General features: G+C 44.9%; 25 protein-coding genes. 4 read left to right on the top strand and 21 right to left on the bottom strand.

The genetic code is table 11. The features are described 5' to 3' along the window. Window positions 1-59: 59 nt before the first annotated feature. Genes T3H97_RS13410 through T3H97_RS13420 form a run of 3 tightly spaced genes read right to left on the bottom strand, consistent with a single transcriptional unit; the run spans window position 60 to window position 2,381 of the window. Window positions 60-959 carry a TIGR02452 family protein gene (locus T3H97_RS13410; protein WP_328799961.1) on the bottom strand — a complete coding sequence of 300 codons (900 nt, stop codon included), beginning with the start codon at window positions 957-959 and terminating at the stop codon, window positions 60-62. Between the two features lie 5 nt (window positions 960-964). Further along, window positions 965-1,447 (bottom strand): riboflavin biosynthesis intermediates N-glycosidase, encoded by a 483-nt coding sequence (locus T3H97_RS13415; protein ID WP_250238945.1) that lies wholly within the window; start codon window positions 1,445-1,447, stop codon window positions 965-967. Window positions 1,448-1,475: 28 nt separating this feature from the next. Then, window positions 1,476-2,381: an NUDIX hydrolase gene (locus tag T3H97_RS13420; RefSeq protein WP_328799962.1), complete on the bottom strand. Its 906-nt coding sequence runs from the start codon at window positions 2,379-2,381 to the stop codon at window positions 1,476-1,478. 292 nt (window positions 2,382-2,673) lie between these two features. On the opposite strand from T3H97_RS13420, the gene T3H97_RS13425 reads away from it, so the two are divergent. Continuing rightward, a complete protein-coding gene (locus T3H97_RS13425; RefSeq protein WP_254347401.1) occupies window positions 2,674-2,976 on the top strand; it encodes a hypothetical protein in 303 nt (100 codons plus the stop codon). Between the two features lie 109 nt (window positions 2,977-3,085). Here T3H97_RS13425 and T3H97_RS13430 read toward each other — a convergent pair whose 3' ends face one another. Further along, complete coding sequence (locus tag T3H97_RS13430; RefSeq protein ID WP_328799963.1) at window positions 3,086-4,144, bottom strand: DUF1835 domain-containing protein; 1,059 nt, start codon at window positions 4,142-4,144, stop codon at window positions 3,086-3,088. A gap of 135 nt (window positions 4,145-4,279) precedes the next feature. Between T3H97_RS13430 and glsA the strand changes: the two genes are divergently transcribed. Next, window positions 4,280-5,218: a glutaminase A gene (gene glsA / locus T3H97_RS13435; protein WP_328799964.1), complete on the top strand. Its 939-nt coding sequence runs from the start codon at window positions 4,280-4,282 to the stop codon at window positions 5,216-5,218. A 75-nt stretch (window positions 5,219-5,293) separates the two neighbouring features. Here glsA and T3H97_RS13440 read toward each other — a convergent pair whose 3' ends face one another. Next, complete coding sequence (locus tag T3H97_RS13440) at window positions 5,294-6,160, bottom strand: VOC family protein (protein WP_328799965.1); 867 nt, start codon at window positions 6,158-6,160, stop codon at window positions 5,294-5,296. Window positions 6,161-6,209: 49 nt separating this feature from the next. Next, on the bottom strand, window positions 6,210-6,623 hold the full coding sequence (locus T3H97_RS13445) for a DoxX family protein (RefSeq protein ID WP_103049210.1): 414 nt from the start codon (window positions 6,621-6,623) through the stop codon (window positions 6,210-6,212). 269 nt (window positions 6,624-6,892) lie between these two features. Here T3H97_RS13445 and T3H97_RS13450 point away from each other — a divergent pair, with 269 nt between their 5' ends. Then, on the top strand, window positions 6,893-7,432 hold the full coding sequence (locus T3H97_RS13450; protein ID WP_328799966.1) for a helix-turn-helix domain-containing protein: 540 nt from the start codon (window positions 6,893-6,895) through the stop codon (window positions 7,430-7,432). A 123-nt stretch (window positions 7,433-7,555) separates the two neighbouring features. On the opposite strand, the gene T3H97_RS13455 is transcribed toward T3H97_RS13450, so the two are convergent. The 9 genes from T3H97_RS13455 to T3H97_RS13495 all read right to left on the bottom strand — a co-directional run bounded on the left by T3H97_RS13455 (window position 7,556) and on the right by T3H97_RS13495 (window position 18,049). Continuing rightward, entirely contained in the window at window positions 7,556-8,563 is a 1,008-nt protein-coding gene (locus tag T3H97_RS13455) for a copper amine oxidase N-terminal domain-containing protein (protein WP_328799967.1), read from the bottom strand. Between the two features lie 38 nt (window positions 8,564-8,601). Beyond that, window positions 8,602-9,723 carry a phosphodiester glycosidase family protein gene (locus T3H97_RS13460; protein WP_103049208.1) on the bottom strand — a complete coding sequence of 374 codons (1,122 nt, stop codon included), beginning with the start codon at window positions 9,721-9,723 and terminating at the stop codon, window positions 8,602-8,604. A 221-nt stretch (window positions 9,724-9,944) separates the two neighbouring features. After that, a complete protein-coding gene (locus T3H97_RS13465; RefSeq protein WP_023988873.1) occupies window positions 9,945-11,411 on the bottom strand; it encodes a potassium/proton antiporter in 1,467 nt (488 codons plus the stop codon). A 200-nt stretch (window positions 11,412-11,611) separates the two neighbouring features. Then, on the bottom strand, window positions 11,612-13,000 hold the full coding sequence (gene fumC, locus T3H97_RS13470) for a class II fumarate hydratase (RefSeq protein WP_328799968.1): 1,389 nt from the start codon (window positions 12,998-13,000) through the stop codon (window positions 11,612-11,614). Between the two features lie 164 nt (window positions 13,001-13,164). Beyond that, the gene (locus T3H97_RS13475; protein WP_328799969.1) at window positions 13,165-14,709 is read right to left on the bottom strand and encodes a 2-isopropylmalate synthase; all 1,545 of its coding nucleotides are present in this window, start codon (window positions 14,707-14,709) and stop codon (window positions 13,165-13,167) included. 99 nt (window positions 14,710-14,808) lie between these two features. Continuing rightward, window positions 14,809-15,510 (bottom strand): FadR/GntR family transcriptional regulator, encoded by a 702-nt coding sequence (locus T3H97_RS13480; protein ID WP_328799970.1) that lies wholly within the window; start codon window positions 15,508-15,510, stop codon window positions 14,809-14,811. Between the two features lie 155 nt (window positions 15,511-15,665). Then, entirely contained in the window at window positions 15,666-16,685 is a 1,020-nt protein-coding gene (locus tag T3H97_RS13485) for an aldose 1-epimerase (RefSeq protein WP_328799971.1), read from the bottom strand. Window positions 16,686-16,822: 137 nt separating this feature from the next. Next, window positions 16,823-17,626, bottom strand: coding sequence for an MBL fold metallo-hydrolase (locus T3H97_RS13490; protein WP_328799972.1), 804 nt, complete (start codon window positions 17,624-17,626; stop codon window positions 16,823-16,825). Window positions 17,627-17,752: 126 nt separating this feature from the next. After that, window positions 17,753-18,049, bottom strand: coding sequence for a hypothetical protein (locus T3H97_RS13495; protein WP_061828288.1), 297 nt, complete (start codon window positions 18,047-18,049; stop codon window positions 17,753-17,755). A 162-nt stretch (window positions 18,050-18,211) separates the two neighbouring features. On the opposite strand from T3H97_RS13495, the gene T3H97_RS13500 reads away from it, so the two are divergent. Beyond that, entirely contained in the window at window positions 18,212-19,444 is a 1,233-nt protein-coding gene (locus T3H97_RS13500) for an aminopeptidase (protein ID WP_328799973.1), read from the top strand. Between the two features lie 75 nt (window positions 19,445-19,519). On the opposite strand, the gene T3H97_RS13505 is transcribed toward T3H97_RS13500, so the two are convergent. The 6 genes from T3H97_RS13505 to T3H97_RS13530 form a co-directional block, all read right to left on the bottom strand. Further along, window positions 19,520-20,011, bottom strand: a complete 492-nt coding sequence (locus T3H97_RS13505; protein ID WP_328799974.1) for a hypothetical protein — start codon at window positions 20,009-20,011, stop codon at window positions 19,520-19,522. Window positions 20,012-20,164: 153 nt separating this feature from the next. Then, window positions 20,165-21,283, bottom strand: a complete 1,119-nt coding sequence (locus T3H97_RS13510; protein ID WP_328799975.1) for a glycerol dehydrogenase — start codon at window positions 21,281-21,283, stop codon at window positions 20,165-20,167. A gap of 36 nt (window positions 21,284-21,319) precedes the next feature. After that, the gene (gene bioB / locus T3H97_RS13515) at window positions 21,320-22,327 is read right to left on the bottom strand and encodes a biotin synthase BioB (protein WP_328799976.1); all 1,008 of its coding nucleotides are present in this window, start codon (window positions 22,325-22,327) and stop codon (window positions 21,320-21,322) included. Window positions 22,328-22,530: 203 nt separating this feature from the next. Further along, window positions 22,531-23,832, bottom strand: coding sequence for a hemolysin family protein (locus tag T3H97_RS13520; protein WP_193373352.1), 1,302 nt, complete (start codon window positions 23,830-23,832; stop codon window positions 22,531-22,533). Window positions 23,833-24,220: 388 nt separating this feature from the next. After that, window positions 24,221-24,676 carry a spore coat protein GerQ gene (gerQ, locus tag T3H97_RS13525; protein WP_103049198.1) on the bottom strand — a complete coding sequence of 152 codons (456 nt, stop codon included), beginning with the start codon at window positions 24,674-24,676 and terminating at the stop codon, window positions 24,221-24,223. 52 nt (window positions 24,677-24,728) lie between these two features. Next, window positions 24,729-25,151, bottom strand: a complete 423-nt coding sequence (locus tag T3H97_RS13530) for a cell wall hydrolase (protein WP_039273182.1) — start codon at window positions 25,149-25,151, stop codon at window positions 24,729-24,731. Window positions 25,152-25,237: the final 86 nt, after the last annotated feature.

The following is a 25,237-nucleotide window of genomic DNA, read 5'->3' on the forward strand; positions in this document are numbered from 1 at the left end:
CAGCACCTTCCTTTTTCATGAGATATTATAGTAAACAGTTTTTATGCACTGCCTTCACTTCAAGAAAGAACATTTTTAAAGCTGTTTAAAGTATGTTGGTCTGCTTTGTGATCCAACACTGCAAAAACAATCCGGTCAAACAGCAAACCATATCCTTCATCTACAAGCACTTGCTTGAACCAGAGGGCAACCTCTTCTGGCTTATTGCGAAATACCCCGCAACCATAGGCTCCCAGCACAAGATGTTCTACGCCGTTTTGCTTAGCCATTCCAAGAATGTAACGGATCCGCTCCAGCATCACTTCACCAATCCGATTCATCTGCTCTGGCTCCCGTTCTCGCACAACTCCAGCATTTACAGCAGGTGCGGTCAGGAAGTCGACTTGATATAGCTTCTCCAACAATGTTCCCTGATCATCCCTAAATACCGGAACTTCAGGCGAATAAATCATATAATCTGAATAAAAACAGCTCCGCAGCTTCCGATTATGTCCATACATCTCTTCCATTTGTGAAATGCAAGGATATAACGCTGACGAACGAGCCAAGCTTTCCTCTTGAGCCTGGCTGCCTCCGAGAAATCCACCTCCCGGGTTTTTGGCTGATGCAAAATTCAAACACGCCACGTGGGTCAGCTTCTCCTCTACCTGGAGTCTGTATGCTGCCTGTAACGTACTTTCTCCCGTAACTTCCAATTTTGCAATGATCGTCTGTTCGTCTATGCGGGAAGAAGGCTCCAATATACTTTTTATTCTTTGCTCTGTTTCTTGCTTTACAGCTACCAACTGAGGAGGTGTATATAACTTCGAGCCTGTGACCGCATTCCCTATCTCTTTTGTCATGTCTACTTGAGCCTGTTTGATATTCGTATAATATCCATATTCCAAAATGGATAGTGTTTCCTGCGCCATATGCGATCGGGCATCCCGGTTATTCCGGGAATTCATTGTATTTTTCATGATGACTATACCTCCTTTTGCAATACATCCTCACGTAAATTCGTCAATATTTCTCCTAGCCAGTTCGTGCCACGCCATAGCTTGCGGTTCCGTATACGAGCATCGCTCTCAGCTAAGCCTACACCCCAAATGGTGTCGGTCGGACTAGCCTCAACCAGAGTGGTTCCTTTCGTTTTAAGCAGATGCTTGAGCAAATTCGGATTTTGTGTAAACTTGGCGTAATTACCGTCATACACAAATTGCCGGCAATTGGCCTCCCACAAGGATTGGTCAAATCCGCGCACACTGCGGCCACGGGCTTTTTGCTCCCTTGGGGTGGGGGCTTGCATAATTTTCAGGGCCGCCTCTTCATCCCCAAAAAGCTGTGCTTTTTTTAACATCATATATTGCTCGGCACAGTTAAACTCCAATCCATCCACGACAAAATCAGAAGGATACCATTGCGAAAACGGCGAATGACTGCGATAAAAAAACGTAAACTTTTCCATGAAGATTCCTCATTTCATATTCCTTATGCTACATAAAACGCGACCGAGGCTTAAATCGGTATAACTTTGACGGACGATGTCCGGCTGCCTTTCTATACTCATTGGTTTCTTCCACGAGATCAGCAATTTTACGACGAAAAGCTGCGGCCAACAGCTCCTTACCTAGAATAATTTCATACACCTGCTGAAGCTCACTCAGTGTAAATAGAGCTGGCATCAGGTGAAACGCGATATCTGTGTATTCTATTTTGCTGCGCAGACGCTCTATACCGTACGCAATGATTTTGGCATGATCAAAAGCAATTCCTTGTGACTCCAGCACTTCTCGCTTAATTTCAATGGTTTTCCCCTTAAGAATTTCAGTTATTTTTACTTTGGCTGACAGATGGATGTCCCCATGCTTCAATGTGATGTTAATGTCTTGTTCCCATTTGTAACCTTCCGACTGATTCGTCCGCGTCTCCTGAGCTACGCTGTAATCCAGCTCAAACCATTGGGCATCAGCGGCATCATCCCCCGCCAGTACCTCCAAGGATTCGTGGTCCACCAATGCCATGTAAGCGCAGCTAATTACCCGCATACGAGGATCACGTGCCACATCTCCCCAAGTATATAGCTGCTCCATATAAATTTGATCCACATTCGTTTCCGTTTTAAGCTCGCGTCGTGCAGCCTCTTCCAGACTTTCATCTATGCCTACAAAACCACCCGGCAACGCCCATTGCCCTATATAAGGATGCTCTCCTCTTTGGATCAAAAGAAGCTGGAGGGTCTTCTCCGGTAGCTTCCGGTAATTTTGTTGGAGCTGATCCATTACCGTAAATAGCAGCATATCTACCGTTACGGATGGGCGCTCATATTCATTCGCATCATAAGCGGCCAAAAATTCCTCTTCCGTCAAGCCACTGTGATTATGTTTCGATCCATCTGTCACTTGCCTCACCTACCTGTTCATATATGGGTCATTTGTCGCTTTTGATTCAAAAGTGACGAATGCTTTATGTAACTTTTAATTTGAATTAATTGATAAAAACAAAATGTTAATATCAATACAATAATATATAAAAAGTACTTCGTCAATAGGGTGTATAGACCTATTTTTAATCGTTTAATAGTACTATTAGACTGTTTACTGAATTTCACTTGTTGCTTATTGTCATATCATGTATGATGTTTTGGTCAATATAGGAAACACAACATACTAATCACGTAGGGAGAAGATCTAATTGTCTAACCAGTTTAATCCGCAATTCAATCAGCAAGGAGCACCATCCAGACCAGCCCCTGTTTACCCACCTCCTGTATCATTCAAGGAGTGGATGATCAGTTTACTTCTGATGGCTATACCGGTAGTTGGACTTATTATGCTGTTTGTGTGGGCATTTAGCGGCTCGACTAATCCGAGCAAAGCTAACTATGCTAAAGCAGGCCTTCTTTGGGCCGCTATTGTAATTGTGATCTATATCATTATGGCTGTTGCTCTGTTGCCTGCTATCATAAGTTCATTGAATTCAAGCAGCTACTATTGATTCTAATTACATAGCAAAATAACCTTCCGATGAAATAGCCTGATACATCAGAAGGTCTTCAAATTAAACTGCCGATCTCGTCGGCAGTTTTTATTTGAGCTCTTTTACTTTACTCCTTTATTCTCACAGCATAACGATTTATCATTCCCGGCGTCCCCTGAAAATCAAGTTTGCCCTGAGCGATCAAATATTGAATCCGGTATTCCAAAAAAGTATCGCTTCTTGGCTGCAACCACTGCGTTAAAGCTTGACCTATTATTTTTCCGGTGTTCACAAATTCCAGATTATCCGCTAACTGTATCCTGCCAATCATATCCAGCAAGGCCTGATCCAAATAATCCTCCGGCACATGAACAATACGGTCATTGTCCCATAATCTCAGGACACTATCTTGCTCGCTAAGCTCCAACCACTCCCGTTCGTATCGATGTCGGTCTTCCATACACACCTCATAAATTTCATGTTCACTTCGCTTAATAAAGCGTTCGATTTCTTTCGAATGCACCACGCTCATGGATAGAGGGAATGGACTCTCAGTATATAAACGATCATCCAGCTCCCGCTCCAAGGTATCCGTGACATTAATGACCCGAATAGGTGTAGCTCTGTTGCGCAAGAGATATAATGCAAAGCGTAATCCAACCTGCTCGTCAGCATTAGAGCCACACCAGATCGTGATCGACTTATCATCCGGAATTTCACTAAGGGTAACCATCATCTGTTCAATACGCTGCTCCCAATTGGCGTAATGGAAAAACTCATAATGCATCATCCGTTCAGCCAACCAGCTGTGACGGTTTTCTTGTCCTTCTGATGTTTCCAGCCTCCACAATGGTCCTATAGAAAACTGATCATTAAAAGACAGCACGATACTCTCAAGCCGCAATCCTGCACCCGAAATTCCTACCTTCATCGAGCCTGCGGCAGACTGAGAGAACAATAGATGCACATGCCTCTCCCGGGTGCGCTCATGCTCTAGTCGCTCATTTCGGCTCGTTTCCACATCATTTGCCCACTGCTCTAATATAGGATTAGCCCATTCAGGATTTTTGTCTGATAAGGCTGCGGCCTGCTCCAGTACACTACGTACAAAACCTCTAAGTCTTCGACCCTTAAAAACCTCATCGTAGTCTTCATCAAAATTCGGTTCATTATGAGATAACAACAAGTCACTACCTCCTCTTATCAATTTCAATTCAAACTTGTCTTTCGACCAGAAATATCTTTAGAATAGGCGTATAGCTATCACTTCTTACTCTACAATAAAATACCACAGATTGGTTACTCGACTGGAGGAAAAGAAATGACATCGGAGTGGCAGAGATTACAGACCAAACTGCCGGAATGGGTAGAACAAAGCCGTCATGAGTATATTCATGGCAAGGTAGCAGCATATATTCCCGAACTGTCCAAAGCCCCGGCCGACGCGCTTGGTGTTGTTGTAATGAACGGTGCGGGTGAAACCGTGGTAGCCGGGGATACGGAAATCCAATTTACGATGCAAAGTATTTCAAAGGTATTTACGCTCATTCTGGCCTTGATGGATAATGGAGAGGACGTTGTCTTCTCTAAGGTGGGTATGGAGCCTACCGGAGACCGTTTTAATTCCATGCTCAAACTAGAACTAGTTGAGCCGGGGATTCCGTTTAACCCACTGATTAACGCGGGGGCAATCGCGATCTCCTCTCTGATTCGCGGGAACAGTCCAGAAGAGAAATTTGCCCGTGTTCTCCAATTTTTCCGCCTGCTTACCCACAATGACACATTGGAATTTGATCAGGATGTCTACGACTCAGAATCAGCTACAGGCCATTTAAATCGTTCCCTTGCTTATTTTCTAATGGAAAAAGGTATTTTAAGAGGTCATGTGGAGGATGTGCTTGAAGTTTATTTCAGACATTGTGCTGTCAAATTGAACTGTACAGATTTAGCACGTATGGGACTTGTACTAGCTTACAACGGCCGTGATCCGGTGACAGGTATACCGTTGATTCCCCGCCGCTATGTACAGATCGCCAAAACATTTATGACGACATGCGGCATGTATGACGCCTCAGGGGAATTCGCCATTCAAGTCGGACTACCTGCCAAAAGCGGCGTATCAGGCAGTATTATGACGATGGTACCCGGACGATATGGCATTGGACTGGTTGGACCTTCTCTGAACCGTATGGGCAACAGTACAGCTGGTGTACATTTGCTGGAGAAGATGTCTCGGGATTTTGACTGGAGCTTGTTCTAAGTATACGAAAAAAAGGGTATTCCCAGCCTTTACGGCTTATAGGAATACCCTTTTTTTTGTTACGTGCCTTCTTTGTTACGAGATTTGACCGTTAACCAGTTTAATTTGAATACGGAACGGATCAGCTACATATTTGGCGCCATCGCGTTCTTGCACTCCATAGCCTGCTACCTCTAAACGAGCCACAATGGCATCCAATTCCTTCTGATCTGGTACGATCAATTCAAAATAATCCAATCCGGCAGCGTGCTCAGGAGCTGGTGGTGCTCCTTCACCTGCCCATATATTCAAGCCCATATGGTGGTGGTAACCACCTGCGGAAACAAACAAGGCTGAAGAGCCATACCGGCAAGTAATATCAAAGCCAAGCACATCGCAATAAAATTGCTGTGCTTTGAGCAAATTAGACACATGGAAGTGGACGTGCCCGATTACCGTTCCCTGAGGTAGTCCCTGCCAAGGTAGATTTTCGGAAATCGCAACCAAGTCTTCTGCATCCACGGGATCTGTTCCCATCATGTAAAATCCATTAGCATCCTTTTTCCATTGATCACGGGGACGATCTGCATAGATTTCAATTCCGTTATTATCGGGGTCATGGATATATAGAGCTTCACTTACATCATGGTCTCCCTGTCCGATTTTAATCTCATGAGCCAGCAGATTACGTAAAGACAGACCCAGAGCTACACGGTTTGGTAGAAGAATAGCAAAGTGATATAACCCGGCAGCAGATTGACGCGGCAGAATAACTGCATTTTCAATATAGTTAAGGATCAGCAGAGCATGCTTTCCATCAACGGTCAATTCAGCAGTATCCGCCGTTTGACGCAGCAGCTGAAAACCAACGACCTCTGTATAAAATTGAATAGAACGCTCCAAGTTACTAACCTTTATTGAAACCTGCCCGATTTTGGTGTTGCCATGAATATGTGCTGTCATGAGATTTCCCTCTTTCTACATGGATTGGAGGACTAAAGCTAATCAAAAATTATTTTTCTGTTGACTCACGACGGCTGAACAAAGAATCCAGAGACAAGCGAGTCGTTGGTGCAAATACCAGATGAAGAGCTACCAGAATAAAAGCAATATCCAGCTCATAGCCAGCGCCTTGACCATTCCCCATTAACCCGCCGGACAATTTTGCTGTAAAAATGGCGCCGATCAAAACAATAACCAAAAGCCCAGATACATAGCGAGTAAGCAATCCAAGAATCAATGCAATCCCGCCGACCAACTCAATCACCGCAACGACATAACCTAGAAATCCTGGAACGCCAATGCTGGCAAACCAGCCTGCTACATTACCCAACCCCATTTGGAATTTAGCAATTCCGTGTGCCAAAAACAAAATTCCCAGCGCCACCCGCATAATTGTAGAAATGTTTCTGCTTGCTGAACTCATGTTTATCTCTCCATTCTGTTTGTTTATTACACTCATACAAGTGCATATGAATAATTAATTTATATTACTAATAATTTGGTTAAAAAAATAATCCTGTCTGAATCTATGCCACAACACATTAGTGTGAATCAAACTCGAATTATTAGTAATAGAAATAATTATTTTGTAATGTGAATTTATCATAAGAAACTATAGTCTGTCAACAAATTATTTGGTATGATAAATATTAAATTAGTATACATTATATTTCCTTAAAGGAGGAACGTTCTATGAGTATAGGATGCAACATACGCGCTGCTCGTAAACGTAAAAATTTATCCATCCAGCAAATATGCGAACGAACCGGACTATCGCAAGGGTTTATGAGTCAAGTAGAAAATAATAAAACCTCCCCTTCCATCGCTACATTGGACAGTATCGCTAATGCGCTTAAGGTCCCTCTCGCTTTTCTGCTTCTTAAAGATGAGGAACGGATGCAAGTGATTCGCAAGGATGAGCGCCGTAAAACCTTATATGGTAAAAACAACATTCAGGTTGATCATTTGGGAGGACAAGGAAACGTTAAAATGATGCTGGTGGACATGCCGCCAGGCTCGTCTACAGAAGAGGAGCACGCTCATGCAGGGGATGAGATTCATTTTATCTTGGAGGGGACGGTGTACGTGGAGCAAGGGGAGGATTCAGCTACTTTGGAAGCAGGGGATTCCTTTAGCTGGAGAGCAGCTATCCCCCACTATGCCAAAAATGTGGGAGATAACAACGCCCGAATTCTGATCTCCGTCTTTCTCGAAGCAGATAATGACGCTTAATAGATACTTACGCAAGCACAAAGCAACAAAAGTACAAATTCCATCAAAAAAGCGCGTACCGGAAGTATCTTTACTTCAACGATCCGCGCTTTTATATTTTAACTTGCTATTGCTGCTCTTAACTTATTCCATCGCCTGCTGGGTATCTGTACGCGATTCCCACGGCAGCTTGAAAGTTTTCATAATTTGTTTGGTATTAGCCGGGAGTCCAGTTATCGGATCACCAGTAGTACCCAGCAGTTCTTCTTTTTTATCCGTAGTAATACGCCCATAGAAAGTGCTACTGCTGTCTCCCCATCCTGTAGTGAACTCGTAGATCAGCGGCTTATTTATTTTCGGATAAGTTCCCCACTGATTTTTGGCTTTATTCTCCAAAAAACGCCCCAGCGGGTCGTATTCCATTGTAAATTCTTTATCAAAGGGAGCTCCCACATACCCTTGATAGGTGACAATCGGAAAACCGTCCTTCACTTCAACCAGACTCAGCACATCCCCGTTCACTGTAAAATACCGTAATGCTTCACCTTGGGGGAACATGTAGACACTGGACAGAAGCTCAGTGTTAGGACGGTGTGCTTCTATATAAGGATGGACAGAACTTCTGTTTATGCGGATTAACGCTTCGCGTGCTGCCACGAGATCTCCCTCATATATTTGTTCTTTTAGTTTACCGTGAATCGGTGGCTGCACCTGAATCTGTGTATTTGTCTTCTCCAGCGTATAACCTAATTCAAGCGACACATCTCTCAGAGGTATATATACTTCTTTACTTACAACTTCAAAGGTAAGTTGCTGCTGGTTCTTACGTGATCGCTCCTTAAGAACCAAGGGGTCTGCCCACTTTTGTAGCGTGACCTGCTTCTTTTTGACATCCCAGTGGTAGGTTGCACCTACAGCTTCGGCTAAAGATTTAAGCGGAACCATGAGCTTTCCGTCGATCAATAGAGGTTTAGCCTTGCTGTCAATAGGTTGTCCGTTTATAACAATATCTATGAACTGCGTTGATTGAGACGCTATGGCACCCTGTTTAGCAGCTTCGGCAGCCGCCTGATGCATTGCGGTCAAGAGTAAGGATAGCATTAACAAGGCGACAAACAATCGCTGAAATCCTGCTCGTTTTATCTTCATCATCAGTCTCCGTTCACTTAATGAACTTGTTCATTCCTGATCTATCTCTTTTTGGCGGCGTCAATGTCTCCAGGATTCAAACCTTCCCATATGTTCGGAATACTAACGGTCTCTGGATGCTCAAATACGAGAAACGCAGTCGGCAAATACCGCTCTCCGTATTCAGAAGAAGGCTTGTTCACAATGGCATTATCCTTGACGAGCACCGTTGAGGAACCTCCATCCAGATTAGCACCGATAACCGCTCCATGTTTAAGCAAAATATTTTGCATATCATACAAGTTGGCACCAATACTGTACCCAGGCTGACGACCGTCGATGGTCACGAATATAATGGCCCCGTCTGCTCTTTGCCCCATTGCGGTACGGGGAGCAATTCCCCACCCCTCGCTTGCATTGCGAATCAGACCTTTCCCATTCACGATTAGGCGTGGTTGAAAAGTAACCGCTTCTTGCACATTCATTTTGGACAACTCGGACAACGAATAGTGACCGGCTATCATTTTTCCCTGTTTATCAATACCTACGATTTGAACAGAGGCATTTTTGCCCATATCATTGTAGTATATCTCGCCCTGGGAAATGACAACGCCAATCGGTTTAAAGCCATTCCCATTCCAGTTGGGATCGGCAAAGCCACCGCCATTTACGCCAGCAACAGCCCCTAAACGCTCGACCATACTAGATACCCTTTCTCCCCGACCGACCTTGGCAGGAACCCCGAGCCGAATTTTAGTGGGGTCATGAACCGTCATAACATAGCCATGATAGTTACGGCCCGATACCTCTTCCACTTCAACCAGCGGCGTTTGTTGTACTTTGGTCGGTATCAGATCAGGCAGATTGATTGTATGTCTGTCCTTCTCCTCACCCATCGCTTCAAAACGGGCCGAATATTCAGCCACACGTTTTTTCGCCTCTGCTTCCCCGATAAAGTACTTCGCCCAGTGACGATGTTGGGTCGTGATCAGCGTATCCGCAGCCAAATAGCGCATGTCCTTGCCAGATGACGTTAAGAACAACCACGCACCACCCCCTATTCCTGCTACCAGGAATACAATAAACAGTCGCAGTATAAAACGACCGAATTTTCCTTTTCGTTTCTTTTTTCTATTTTTCTGCCTGCGAGCTGCTGCACGCTTTGGCAAGACTTCCGGTTTCATTCATCATCTCTCCTGTTATTGGTGACTTCTATCTTATTCATCACTATGGCCCATCAAATGATCTGTAACGATAGGCAGCGACATCTAACGACAATATCATAAACTAATTTTGTAGAATGATAGTGTCAATTTTTTAACAGATTCATCCACTCTGAAAAAAATACAGGAAAAAGTCCTCCACATGAATGTGAAGGACTGTAATTAAGGGTACTCTACGCTTTTTACGGAGCAGCCTCCGGTTCGAGCAGCATGAACAGCTCTTTCATCTGCTGTCGCTTGAGTTTGGGACTAAGCACATACAATGTATCGCCCGGTTCAATCACCGTCGTGCCTCTCGGGGCAATAATTTGCTCGTTCCGAATGATGGCTGTGAATAAAATATCTTCAGGCAACTGTATATCCTGAATCGCTTTGCCCGCTATGGACATCCCTTTTTGCACCTGAATGTGGTTGATTTCCGAAGTGGTTTTTCCCAGAGAAACTAATTCCAGCAGTGAAGGAGATGACGTCTCGTTAGGGTCCATCAAGCCAAGCTTCACCGCTAGCCACGAAATAGTGGTACCTTGAATAATCGCAGAAGTGAGCACGACGAAAAATACAACGTTAAAAAACAAGGGTCCTACATCCATCTCATCCAGTAAAGGATAGGTTGCTAGTACAATAGGTACCGCCCCCCGCAGTCCTGCCCAGGATAACAGTGTCTTTTCGCGCACAGAGTACCTGGAAAAAAGTAAGCTTAAGAACACGCCTATTGGACGAGCCACGAGCATGAGGATGAAGGAGAGCGCCAAGCTTTGCCACGCAATGCCCAGCAATTGATCAGGAAAGACCAATAGCCCGAGCAGGACAAACATCATAATCTGCACCATCCAGGCGAAACCATTGTTAAAATGGATAATGGATCGCTTGTAGGTCAAGTCGGAATTTCCCAAGACAATGGCCATGACATAAACCGCCAGCAATCCGCTTGCCTCCAGTAACGATGCCGCCGCATACGTCAAGACTGCAAATGCCAGAGCCATCACAGGATACAAACCGGATGAATCAAAATTCATTTTATTAATCGCATATACACCTATGCGTCCGAGTACAAAACCAACGACTAAACCAAAACCCATTTCCCATAAAAATAACAAGATATGTATCCAAATGGATTGCTCAGGGTGATGTATCAGCTCGATCAATGTTACCGTGAGAAATACAGCCATCGGGTCATTACTGCCGGATTCCGCTTCGAGCGTTGAGGTAATTCGTTTTTTGATGTTTTTACCTCCTAGAACGGAAAACACGGCCGCCGCATCGGTCGATCCGACAATAGCGCCAAACAGCATGGATTCCATCCAGCTTACGCCTAAAATAAACTTGGCGCATACGCCAATGACTACGGTCGTAATGATGACCCCTAACGTTGATAACGATAACGCAGGTCGAATAACCGGTTTAACGTCTGCAAACTTTGTCTGCATCCCGCCTTCAAACAAGATTACAATGAGCGCGAGAATGCCCACCAGCTGTGTGATAAAGGCATTATCAAAATAAATAAACTGACTGAGCACCATACCTACGGCAATAAACAAAACAAGCGCAGGCATACCGAAACGGCTGGAAAATTTGGTAGTCAGCACACCGACCAGCAGCAAGCTGGACAGCAAAAGCACAATCAAATTAATAAGGGTTGTCTGTTCCATACGGCTTCTCCTATCTTGAAAATAGATGTTCAATTTTTCGCCTTCTATCTATATACCCTCAAATCACACGGAATACTAATCTTAAGTAAAAAAATATATGAGAAAACCAAAAAATCCAGCTCATGGTCTGTGCTAAATCGCACTCCATGAGCTGGTTTGTATATTTTTTATAAGGCTTAAGCAGAGACAATCGTCGTGCTTTAGGCTTTAGGATGAATCATACGCGCAGGTACAACATATTGATCGAACTGTTCTTCAGTCAACAGTCCGCTGCGGAGTGCCGCTTCTTTTAGGGACAGCCCTTCTGCATGAGCAAGTTTGGCGATTTTAGCGGCATTTTCATATCCGATATGTGGATTCAATGCCGTCACCAGCATCAGTGAATTATTCAAATTGTGCTCAATTTTAGCGAGATCAGGCTCGATGCCAATCGCACAGTTGTCATTAAAAGCAATCATGGAATCAGCCAGCAGATGAACAGACTGCAAAAAATTGTATATGATTACTGGCTTAAACACGTTCAGTTCAAAATTACCCTGACTCGCAGCAAAGCCAATAGCTGCATCATTACCCATTACTTGCGTAACGACCATTGTCAGTGCTTCACTCTGAGTCGGATTCACCTTGCCTGGCATAATGGAGCTACCCGGCTCGTTAGCAGGAATCGTGATTTCGCCCAAGCCGCTACGCGGACCACTTGCCAGCCAACGAACATCATTGGCGATTTTCATCAAATCGGCAGCGAGCGCTTTGACTGCTCCATGTACGGCCACCACTTCATCGTGGCTGGTCAGTGCATGAAATTTATTGGGTGCAGAAGTGAACGTTTTGCCAGTGAAACTGGAAATTTCCGCTGAGGTTCGGGAGCCAAACTCTGGATGAGCATTAATTCCTGTCCCCACCGCTGTACCGCCAATCGCCAGCTCCTTCATGTATTGCACCGTGTCGATGATCATTCGCTTGCTCTTGTCTAACATTGCATACCAACCACTTATTTCCTGACCCAGCGTAAGCGGTGTCGCATCTTGTAAATGGGTTCGTCCAATTTTTATAATATCCTTGAATTGCTCTGACTTCTGTTGAAAAGTCTCTTTCAGCTTATCGATGGCAGGCAACAAACGGTCCTCCACTGCAATGACACCCGATACATGAAGCGCCGTGGGAAACGTATCATTCGAGCTTTGCGACATGTTAACATCGTCATTGGGATGCAGCTTCGTATCCTTTCCCTGCTCTTGTAACCATTGGCTCCCCAGATGAGCAATCACTTCATTCACATTCATATTGGACTGCGTACCGCTCCCTGTCTGCCATACAACCAACGGGAAATGGTCATCGACCCGCCCTGCGAGAATCTCGTCCGCTGCATAAATAATCGCGTCCTGCTTCTCCTGTGATAGCTTACCCAGCTTATAGTTACTGATCGCCGCGCTCTTTTTAAGCACCGCGAACGCCTGTATGACCTCTAATGGCATTTTCTCCGAGCCAATCGGGAAATTTTCCTTGCTGCGCTGTGTTTGCGCTCCCCACAGACGGTCTGCCGGTACTTTGATTTCGCCCAACGTATCCTTTTCGATGCGGTAGTTCAACTCATTTCCTCCTCTTGGCCTATGTAATTCAGACAAAATATGGTGATCTCTCTTGCCTATTATACATTAAATTTCAAATGTTATCATTTATTTTGCAAGCGCTTTTTTACGATGAGGCCAGAGGAGGAAGAAGGAAAATTCGTCTACAAGCCTGACCACTAGGATCAACTAATGGTGATATTGCTTTTGGCATGTACTTCTTTTCTGTCCAGTAGCTTGTTCAGCGCATCGATGTAAGCTTTGGCGCTAGCTTCCAAAATATCAGTACTTGTGCCTATTCCCAGGGCTGTGTACTCACCTTGCCTCAAAATAGCGTGTACTTCCCCTAACGCATCTTTGCCATATGTTACAGATTGGATTGAATAATCCTCCAACTCCACCTCTTCACCGCTGGCCTTGTCTATAGCATGGAAAATCGCATCTACAGAACCGTTTCCCATTGCTACTTCATCAATTGCTGTCCCATCTTGTTTACTCAATCGAATGGATGCGACTGGAACCGACTGATTACCATAAGACACCTGAATGGAATCCAGTGTGTACATTTGAGGCGAGGCATTGCGGCTTTCGTCCATTAGAACGAGCAAGTCTTCATCCAACACCTGTTTTTTCTTATCCGTCAAGGCCTTGAATTCGCGGAACGCCTCTTGCAGCTGTTCCTCCGTCAAAGCATCAAACCCCATATCCGCCAGTTTTTCTTTAAATGCATGTCGACCCGAGTGCTTGCCCAACACAAGTTTACTTGTCTTCAGACCAATACGCTCAGGGGACATGATCTCATACGTTGTACGCTCTTTAAGCATTCCGTCCTGGTGTATACCGGACTCGTGCGCAAACGCATTGGCTCCAACAATGGCCTTATTTCCCGGTACCGACATCCCCGTACGTTTGCTCACCAGGCGACTGGTGGCATACAGCTCCTCCAAAACCAGACTCGTTTGTGCACCATAAAGCTCGGTTCTGGTATCAAGGGCCAGTGCAACTTCCTCGATAGGTGTATTTCCCGCTCGCTCACCGATGCCATTAATAGTACCTTCAAATTGGTCTACACCATTACGGATGGCCGCCAGCGTGTTAGCTGTTGCCATGCCAAGATCATCATGACAATGTGTGCTAAGTTGTATTTTTTCGATACCAGGCACTTGTTGTTTTACGATTCTAAACATTTCACCGAACTGATCCGGCGAGGCATATCCCACCGTATCCGGTAAATTGACGACTGTCGCTCCAGCACGAATCGCCATATCCACGACTTCACAAATAAAGTCCAGCTCGGTACGGCTAGCGTCCTCTGCTGAAAATTCTACCTTGCTGAAATACTTGCGTCCATAACGAATGGCAGCAGCAGCGGTCTCTAATACTTTCGCTTTATCCATTCGCAGCTTATGTTGGCGGTGAATGGGTGAGGTAGCCAGGAATAAATGAAGACTGGCATCCTCAGCTCCTCGTAGCGCCTCTCTGACTGCATCAATATCCTGTTCTTTCGAGCGTGCAAAACCAACCAGTGTTGCTTGGGTAACCTGTTTGGCAATCTCCTGCATGCTGATAATCTCACCAGGCGAGGTTGCTGGAAAGCCGGTCTCAATCCGATCTACGCCTAATTTTTGCAGCTGAAGGGCAATTTCCACCTTTTCTGAGCTGGTTAAGCTAACTCCTGGTGATTGCTCTCCATCTCTTAACGTTGTGTCCAACACCCATATTTTGCGCATACAGATACCACCTTTGGTTTGATTTTAGGAGATGCTCAAGTAAAAGGCTCAAAGATCATTATATTCATCTGATCATCTGATGTTTAAGGGTAAAAAAATTTATGAACTTCCCATATGCTTTTGCAGCTCCAGCTTGGTGCCTTCCAAATGTTGAATGCTATACAGCTCGGCAGCCTTGCCATCCTGATCCCGGATTGCTTCATATATTTTTTCATGCTGCAAAGTAAAATGATTTTGCATCGCTGGATCGGTAATGAGATTGTTCAATGCCTTGCGAATAGCCTCTACAAAGCTGCCATATACGTCTGTAAGCACCTTATTGCGAGTAGCTCCGGCAACAGCCAAGTGAAAAGTGATATCCGCATCTAAGTACCCAGACAAATTTCCAGCGGCTAAAGTTGCAGCACGACGGTCCAGCGCCGCACGCATTAAGTGTAAATCCTCGTCGTTACGACGTAATGCAGCCAATCTGGCAATCTCTAGTTCCAACACACTCCGCACTTCATAAACTTCAATAATTTCAGCACGGCTTAGACGGTAATCCAATGGTTCTTGAGAAGTCGTCGGTTGGCAGACAAAAGTTCCGTGTCCTTGCTTTTTCTCTAATAGACCGGCATGTACTAGAACGCTAACCGCTTCACGTACTGTAGATCGCCCGACTCCGAATAGCTTCATGAGCTCAGGCTCGGTTGGAATCTTAGTGCCCACATCCCATTCACCAGCAGCAATTTTTCGTTGCAGCTGTTCAGCTACTTCATCGGCGATTTGCTTGCGTTTGACGGCTTGAAAAGGAAAATTCATCTGATCATCTCCTGTTTCGTATCATACTATGACTGCTTGGCATTCTGCAACCTTTTTCGTCCTCTTTCCCCATTTGCCCTTACCTGTGCTTTACATACCCAAATAAAGCCTGCACCGTTGGACACGATACAGGCCTATAAGGATAAATTTAAATGCTAGGATTTCGATTTATTAGGTGTAATACAATACATACGGCTGGTTGCTTCAAAAATATGGCCTGGAGCCAGTGCAATCAATCCGATCTCCTCCGCTGGTAGGTCCGGACGATTCGGTGCATTGATCATGTTCATTTGCGGCTCAGGACAGATGAATTCCTTGTTCGCTTTGTTATTCCAGATCATCCAATGCTTATAAGCTGTACCTACATCGTATACGAGGGTAGCACCTGTCTTACTGTGTGTCAGTTCCATGTAGTTGCGTCCATTTTGCGGAGCTGCCGTGTAATGATTATCCATAGAGGCAAAATAAGGACTAACTCCCGTCGTCTTCAGCAGTTCCTCTTCCGGAGATAAAGGCTGGAACTGACCTGTGGCCAACAACCGTTCCGTCAGCTCACGACGCTCACCGATTGTGACCTTAATCTTGTAATCCTCAGGCGAGCTATCGGGTACGAACGGAACACGAATCGCTGTGTGAAAGGCAAATAAGTTGGGGATCGGTTGATCGCCCTCGTTATGGATCACATAACGCTGATGCAGGCCAAATTCGTCCAGGCTGTACGTTAACTTCATAGTAAAGGTGAAGGGTAAATAGCGGAACATCGGATGTCCTTCCCTTACATGCTGATTCATTACCACATAGCTACCTTGCTCCCCGGAACCGTAGTCCTCAACCTCCCACCGAACAGTGTGTAAAAAGCCGTGCAGATGGTTGTGGGTCGCCGCTTCATTTATCGGCAGCTCATATGTAACACCATTCCACAGGAATTTTCCATCCTCATACCGATTCGGAGGGAACAGGAAAGGAATTCCGTAAACGGACGGGCTTTGCTTAAAAGCCTCTATGCTCTCAGCATCTGGTTCACGCAAAAAAGAATATCCCGTTTCATTGTCACGAAAAGAAATCAGATTTGCGCCGTTTCCCGGCAGGGCAACTGCTTCATATCGTCCAAATTTAAGACGAATCGCCGGTATTCCATAATAAAGATCACCAATTGCAGCATGTTGTTGTGTCATCAAAAAATCCTCCTTGATGAAATGACGATGTTTAATGAAAGCGTTTAGCTTTTGGCTTGACTATACCATGCTGAGCAAAAAAATTCCACGTCCACACAAAAAACGATGCCCCGCAAGGCATCGTCCTTCACACATCACTACACATAACGTCCCTGTTTGGGTACAGCCATGTGCTCAAAATCTCCCGCCAGGCGCTCCAACTGATCTGTCAGCTCAGCACCATGCATGTAATGACCATGTCCTGTGACTGCAATCTCAGGCTTTAACTTGGCCAGCATTTCCACCGAACGCTGCGCAGCTTGCCAATCTGTTGTAAAATACGCAGGAGGCCCATGTATTTCTTTTTCCTGTAAAATAACGGCCAGTGCCGATTCCTGTTTCACCGTAATAAAAGCGTCACCGGCCACCATTAACCTTCTTCGCTCATGAAAAAGCGATACATGACCAGGAGTATGTCCTGGCGTATGCAGCCACTTCCAACCAGGGGCACCAGGGACACTGCCATCTTGGGGCAGGGAGGTGATGCGATCATCGAGATCTATAGCATCATTAGGGTATAAGAAGGAAATGCCCGACATTAAACCTCCCCCTACACTAGGATCAGGTTTTTGATAATCCTTCATTCCCGTCAAATAAGGTAATTCCAAAGGATGTGCATAAACAGGTGTACCCCAATGCTGTACCAACTCAATAACCGAACCTACATGATCAAAATGACCATGTGTAAGCACAATAGCGATCGGTGGGCCAGTAAACCGTTCCTCTGCCAGGCGTATAATCGAGTCTGTAAATCCTGTCATCCCCGTATCCACCAGCACCCAGGAACGGCTTCCCGGCTCCCCAATAAAACACATATTTACAAACAGCGTCCGTAAGCTCAGGAGATCGGGAGCAGCCTCTTCATTTGCCGTCATTCCTTCGGTGAACAGATGATTTGCCAAAGCTTCACCCTCCTATTCACATGGAATTTCTTGTTAATATCGACCTTTAGGCTTCCCCCATGTCAGCAGATTATGCGGACACTGCTAAATATAATCCGCTTGTCACGAAAATAGACCATGTTTACATTACTCGGGTAATTTGCTCCATGCCGTATCTAGCAAATAGTCGAACAAATCATCGTTCTCCTCAATCCAGCTATCCATTTGCAGCATCTCTTCCTCCACCCGTGGCTCTCCCGCAAAATGGAGACTGTAATCCCACTCCTTTCCCCTTTTGCTGTGGAATGTGATTTCATATACAGAACTCTGTCCCTCTACTTTAAATACCACTTGGCCCAGATAAGCACCATTCTCATCTTTTGTCATTTGTGCCTGTTGAATATGTACTTCTTTCACTTCCTGAGGTGAATTTTGCTCTGTCATTCATCTATCCGCCCTTTCATTTTCACTAAATAGTACCAAAACTGATTTGTGAACCTTTTCGTTACATTGTACAATATATAAGCTATGTGTGGAATTTGCAAAAAAACTGTGCAAGTTACCCAAGCCTTGTTTAAGGCTTTTCGTGAAATGGAGGAAAGTTACATGTCAGATTTTCAACAAAAATTGCAAAAATATGCCGAGTTAGCCGTTCGGGTCGGCGCCAATGTCCATCCTGGGCAGACACTCATCGTTCATGCGCCAATCTTGTCCGCCGAACTCGTGAGACTTATCGTCAAATCAGCGTATACTGCCGGAGCCAAGCTGGTTACAGTAAAATGGAGTGATGAGACCATTACTCGATTACAGTATGAACTAGCTCCTGATGAAACTTTTAATATTGCTCCCAAATGGTACGCAGCCGAAATGACTGAAGAGGTCGAAAATGGCGCAGCTGTACTGCATGTCATTGCAGAAAATCCGGATTTGCTTAAAGGGATTCCGTCCAGCCGAATTACTGCTGCCCAGCGCGTGCGTTCACATGAATTACGTCAATACCGCGAATATCAAATGGCCGACAAATTCAGTTGGTCTCTGATTGCTTATCCTTCAGCAGAGTGGGCTGCCAAAGTATTCCCTGATCTGCCAGCTTCAGAACAAATGGATAAACTGTGGGATGCCATTTTCAGCACCGTGCGTGTGGATCTGGATAACCCCGTGGAGGCGTGGAAAGAGCATTTGAAAAACCTTTCCAGCAAATCTGATATTTTAAATGCCAAACGCTATAAAAAGCTGCATTATCTGGCTCCAGGCACAGACCTCACCATCGAATTGGCAAAAGATCATCTGTGGGTAGCAGCCGAGAGCGTCAACCAACAGGGACATACTTTTGTAGCCAATATGCCTACCGAGGAAGTGTTTACAGCTCCGCTCAAAACGGGAGTGAACGGTAAGGTCAGCAGCACCAAGCCACTTAGCTACAGCGGAAATATCATCGACAACTTTTCATTGACTTTTGAAAATGGACGTATTGTCGATGTACAGGCAGAGACCGGTTTGGAAACTCTTCAGCATCTCATAGAAATGGATGAAGGTTCACACTATCTGGGTGAGGTTGCTCTTGTACCTCACAAGTCACCTATCTCTGATAAAAATATTTTATTTTATAATACGTTGTTTGATGAAAATGCCTCTAACCATTTGGCCATCGGTAATGCCTATGCATTTAACCTTAAAGGCGGCAAAGATATGACTCAAGAGCAGTTGGCTGCCAACGGCCTGAATTCCAGCCTGACACACGTCGACTTTATGATCGGTTCAGGTGAAATGGACATCAACGGCGTTACCGAGGACGGTACTGAGGAACCTATCTTCCGTAAAGGAAATTGGGCGATCTAACACGGCAAAAAGGCTCTCAACGCTTCATGCGTGAGAGCCTTCTTGCTTCATTCTATAGGCTATGTTAGATCTATTTTACAACGTGTTAATCCAAGAATTCGCTGCAATTCCAAAAACAATTTGTATCACGCTGATGATGAAAAAGACAATAAGGCAATTTACAACTCTTCGATTGGTGGTTTGATACATGGATAAAGATGATTTCACGTAAAACATGCTGCCCAATATTCCTATACACACACCGAAAATCCCCGAAAATAGCAATCCTATAACCAAGCTGACCACGACAAAAGCCCAACTCCAGCCCGGAACTTTACTCACAGGAACATAAGGTTGATTGGATCCAAGATATACACCGTCTACAGCTAAATCTGCTTTGTTGCCAATGACAACAACATTTACAGTTTTTTCTTTCAATCTAATTGGAAAATCAATCAAGTTCAAAAATGCGTTCTGGCTTTTAACCTTCTGCTCGCCTCCATTCACAATAATTTTTCCGCCAGTTAAACTACGCTTGTACTCAATACTATATTGAGTCCCATGGTCTTTTACATTCCATTTTGCCATCGCTAAACTCCTCTTAAATTTTAGGGAATCCATAAATATAATGCCGGTATTTCCTGATTATGTACCATAAAAATTATAACATAAGTTGCAAGTTAAATAATGGAAAAAAGGTCGCTGATCAGCGACCTTTGAATCTACTTTATTTCGATGAGGTTAGCTTTTATGTCCAATTTTAGCCTTGTAGGCAAGTGAATACTGGTCAGCCGCTAAAATCGCATCAAGCACATCATCCGCTGTGACAGCAAATGGTAGATTGTGAGCAGTTTCGCCTTCTTTGGTAGCAGCCTGAGCTACCCGGTACAAATCCTCTCGGGAAGCTTCCTGGAGCCTAATGTCTTCCAGCGTAACAGGCAGATCGAGTTTTAGATAAAAGTCAATATACCGCTCCACCTCAGACAAAGGTCTTTTTTCCAAGGCAAGCTGGACTAAGGTGCCAAAAGCTACCTTCTGACCATGTGTCAGGTGATGAATGTCCCCTTCCAGAACGGTAAAACCATTGTGAATCGCATGTGCGCCTGCCAAACCGCCGCTTTCAAAGCCCAAACCGCTTAGCAACGTATTGGCTTCGACTACCGCTTCAAGCGCAGGTGTGACGACTTTGCGTTTCACGGATTCATAAGCCTGCAGACCGTAATCGAAAAGAACTTCCTCACACTTAGACGCAATGGCTTCTGCCGCCAAGGTTGGCAAACCACCAGCCATTGTCGTTGCGCGAGCTTCAATGACCGCACGGACCTCAATCCACGTCGCCATGGCATCTGCAATGCCTGAGGAGAGAAACAAGGGCGGCGCTTGAGAAATGACTTTCGTGTCCACCAGGATCAGGCTCGGATTTTTACTGAAAAAGGTATACGTATCAAATGCACCCTCATCGGTGTACAAAACAGATAGTGCACTAGTAGGAGCATCTGTAGAAGCAGTCGTTGGAATAATTACAACTGAGGAACCGAGTAGTTCATTAACGGCTTTGGCCGTATCCAGCGTTTTACCACCACCTACACCAATGACAATATCAACCTGGGCGCTTCGTCCCTGATCCGCAATACGGTTGACTTCATTTTTCGATGCTTCCCCTTGAAACTCAATTTTAACCGCCGTAATATCAGCCTGTTCCAGACTTTTTACTACGCGGTCGGCTGCAATCTCCCAAACCAGCTTGTCCGCAATAACCAAGGCAGTATGACCTAATGGCTTAACATACTCACCTGTTTTATCAATCACATTTTTCCCTTGCACATATTTACCTGGACTAATAAATACTTTTTCGCTCATCGTTGAACTCTCCCTTCCAAGTTTGTACAATTTCTATTATACGGTTGAAAGGGCACACATCTCAATTTCGAAACCAAGATCTTCAATCATTTGATGATCAAATATGACCTCTTGGCCTTCTGTCGTTAAATAATCTCCTACAAAAATTGAATTCGCTGCATACAGGCAAAGCGGTTGTAACGAGCGTAAATTCAACTCTCGTCCACCTGCAACGCGTATTTCTTTGGATGGACAGATGAAGCGGAACAGTGCCAGCACCTTCAAAGCTTGGATAGGTGATATTCGCTTTGCTCCTTGCAACGGGGTTCCAGGGACTGGATTCAAAAAGTTAACCGGAATAGAGTCAGCATCTAACTCATGTAAGGCATAAGCCATTTGTACAATTTCCTCATTCGTTTCCCCCATGCCGATAATAACGCCAGAGCATGGAGACATTCCATGAGATTGAGCCATTTTCACAGTTTCGACGCGTTGATCGTATGTATGTGTGGTTGTAATCGAGGGATAGTTGGCCTTACTTGTATTTAAATTATGATTGTATCGATGTACCCCAGCCTCTGCCAACCTCCGTGCCTGATCTTCCTTGAGAATCCCTAAGCAGGCGCAAATTTTGAGCGGCATCGTGCGATTAATTTCTTCTACTGCCTCAATCACCTGATCCAGCTCTCGATTTGTTGGACCTTTGCCGGCAGCTACGATGCAATACGTCCCTGCTCTCCGCGCTACGGCTTCCCTAGCTCCAGCCAACAGTGATTCCTTGTCCAACATACTGTACTTGCTTACAGGCGCCGTGGATACGATAGATTGTGAGCAATAACCGCAATCCTCCGGGCACAGGCCACTTTTGGCATTGATGATCATGTTGAGCTTTACTTTTTTTTCATAAAAATGATGCCGCACCCGAAATGCAGCTTGCATAATCGGTAATAATTCCTCATCATCGGCTTCCAGTACCGCTATGCCTTCTTCCAGCGATACACGGCTGCCGTGTATTGCTTTTTCAGCCAACGAGCCCCAATCTATAACCTCGTTTAGTAAATTCATACCTTCTTGCCTCCCAAAATTTAATGATCATGTAAATGGATAAGATTTTCAACGTAGAGGAAGTATTTTTTATTGTCAACCCAAAGGATTATAATTAGGTTGACAATCATACGAACATCATATCAATTCATGTCCATTCTGTAAAGGAGACAAAATAAAAAGCGACCCCACATCGTTCAAGGTCGCTCTCTAGGTTTATTCCGTTATGAGACTCCTGCTTCTTCCACCACGATAGGCTGTTTTATCAGCCGAATACGTGAAATCCGCTTGTTTTCAACTTCTTCTACCGTGAACATACATCCCTCAAACATTACAGTCTGACCAGGCTGTGGGGGAATAACCTCGACATGTGAGTATAGCCAGCCCCCTACCGTATCATAATCCTCATGATCAAGATCCAGTCCAAAGCGATCGTTCACTTCATCAATTAATAACATGCCGTCAATGGAAAATTCCTCGTCATTAATCTGCTCACAACTCGGACGTTCCTGATCGAACTCATCCTGAATTTCACCAACGATTTCTTCCATAATATCTTCCAGTGTCACCATACCCGATGTACCGCCATATTCATCGATCAAAATTGCGATTTGCGTCTTGCTGCGCTGCATGCGTTTGAGCAGATCACTAATTTGCGTAGATTCCGGGACAGCAAGAATCGGTCGAATCATCGTACGGGTATCCAGTGTGTTCGCCCGTAGAAGGTCCTTAATATGGATAAAGCCGATAATATGGTCCTTATCTTCGGCGCAGATTGGATAACGGGTTCTCATGCTTTCCGTCGCAATCGCGAGATTTTCTTCTGTCGACTCATTACTGTATAAGCAGATCATCTCAGTTCGCGGAATCATGATTTCCCTGGCGGTCGTGTCGGTAAAATCAAATATATTATCAACAAGCGCCAATTCCGTATTATCAATTAGTCCGCTCTTATTGCTTTCTTTCATCAGAATGCGTATTTCATCTCCGGTATGCGCGGAATCGTCATTCTCGGATACCGGCTCCAGACGGAATAAACGCAGCAGGCTGTTCGCCATTCCATTTAACGCCCATATGAATGGATACATCAACTTGTAAAACCAAGTCATCAGCATGGCTGAATACAGCGTAATGGTCTCAGATTTACGAATAGCTATCGTTTTGGGCGCCAATTCACCCAACACAATATGCAGAATCGTAATAACAATAAATGCAATAACCACGGCAGTACCGTGCACATATACCGCTCCTAATCCAGCGGCTGTAAATACAGGTTCGATCAAATGTGCGATGGCCGGCTCTCCGATCCATCCTAGTCCCAACGATGCTAGTGTAATACCCAACTGGCAGGCAGACAAATAAGCGTCCAAGTTGTGTAACATATTGGCGGCGTACACGGCCTTTTTATTGCCCGCTTCCACCAATGTTTCAATACGGCTGCCTCTGACCTTCACCATGGCAAATTCCGCAGATACAAAAAAACCATTCAATAGTACTAATGCAAAAACAATAAATAAGTTAAACATACTCGGTAAAGGGTCACTCAATATGCTCCCCATCAGCCGTCATTACGGCAGACAGGCGCACCTCCTTCGGATAGTTTCATCATAGACAGAACGATAACACATCATAAGCAGCGTCAACTTCCCAACACATTCACTCCTTCCGGCTTCCAAAGCCATATTCCGCATAAATGATTAGATCATTCATCAGCTTATATTTAATTATATAACTATACTCTATACAGTCAAACCACAAGCAATGTCAGAAAAAACAGCTCCCCTATCATTTAGGTCATAAAGCTCTCGTTTTCGCCGCTTACCACAAAGAAAGCTACTATATTTGAGAAAGATTATAAACAAAATACATCCCCTGCCGTCTGGCAGAGGATGTAGACTCATATATATGAAGGCATCAGCGAACCGGGGATGCACCCGGGTTCCCGATGACGCCGGGATATTGGTATAACAATGGCTCATCAAAAGTAGCATAGTCCAGATTCACCATCAGCAAAATCGTCCGCTTGCCCGTAGCCGGATCACTGATAATAATGTGGTCACGACCCGCTGCTTCCAGAATACCTTTGAATATTTTCGCATTCCATTCCCGGTTATTTTCATACGTCATATAAAAGGTACCTGTTTTACCCAAGTTCAAGCGCAAAATGTTTTCAATATATGATTGCTCAAATTGTGGAGTCTGGCTCTGTACCACCATACCAGCCGGTGTCATCGCACTACCGCTGTTAACCTGAGGGGGGAAGGTGCTGATGGGCTGCATAGTTCCGACCGGATTCATCCCTCTGGGCCATTCGGGATACCCGCCACCAGCAGGATAAGAAACAGGACGGTAAGCTTGCTGTGAAATCATGTAAATTCCTCCTAAAATGGTTTTAAATTATTCAAACTCATGTTGAAGCGTTCTAATAGACGGCAGGACAATCCTGTACAGTGGGGCTAAAAAAGCAATGGGCTTTAAAACGTCCGGTATTGGTCTGGTTATACCAGGTGTTCGGACAGTCTCCTGCCGGTCTGAAAAACCATAATGCATTGGACGCCGGGCGTATTTTTTCCCCATTAATGACACGCCGGGCAAGACGAATGTCACGGTCACGGGCTCTTTGATAAAAGTACCCCTTTTGGGTAGCTTCAAATCCGCCTGGACTTTGAAACACCATATCGTTCATAAGGCGAATCCCCTGAAAGTCCAGACAATTGCCCAAAATCCTATTTACTCCGACATTGCCAACCATGAGCATCCCCTGCTCTCCTTCTCCTTCGGCCTCTGCCCGCATCAATCGGGCGAGTGTCCTTACATCCTCTGAGTTGGTCTTGATTACAGCCAACGCGTCCCCTCCTCGCTTCTCCATCACATACCCTATCATATGGTACAAATGCCCAATGGGTGACAGTCCAGAAAAACAAAAAAAAT

The sequence above is a fragment of the Paenibacillus sp. LX16 genome, assembly GCF_036252815.1.
GTDB classification, from domain to species: domain Bacteria; phylum Bacillota; class Bacilli; order Paenibacillales; family Paenibacillaceae; genus Paenibacillus; species Paenibacillus polymyxa_B.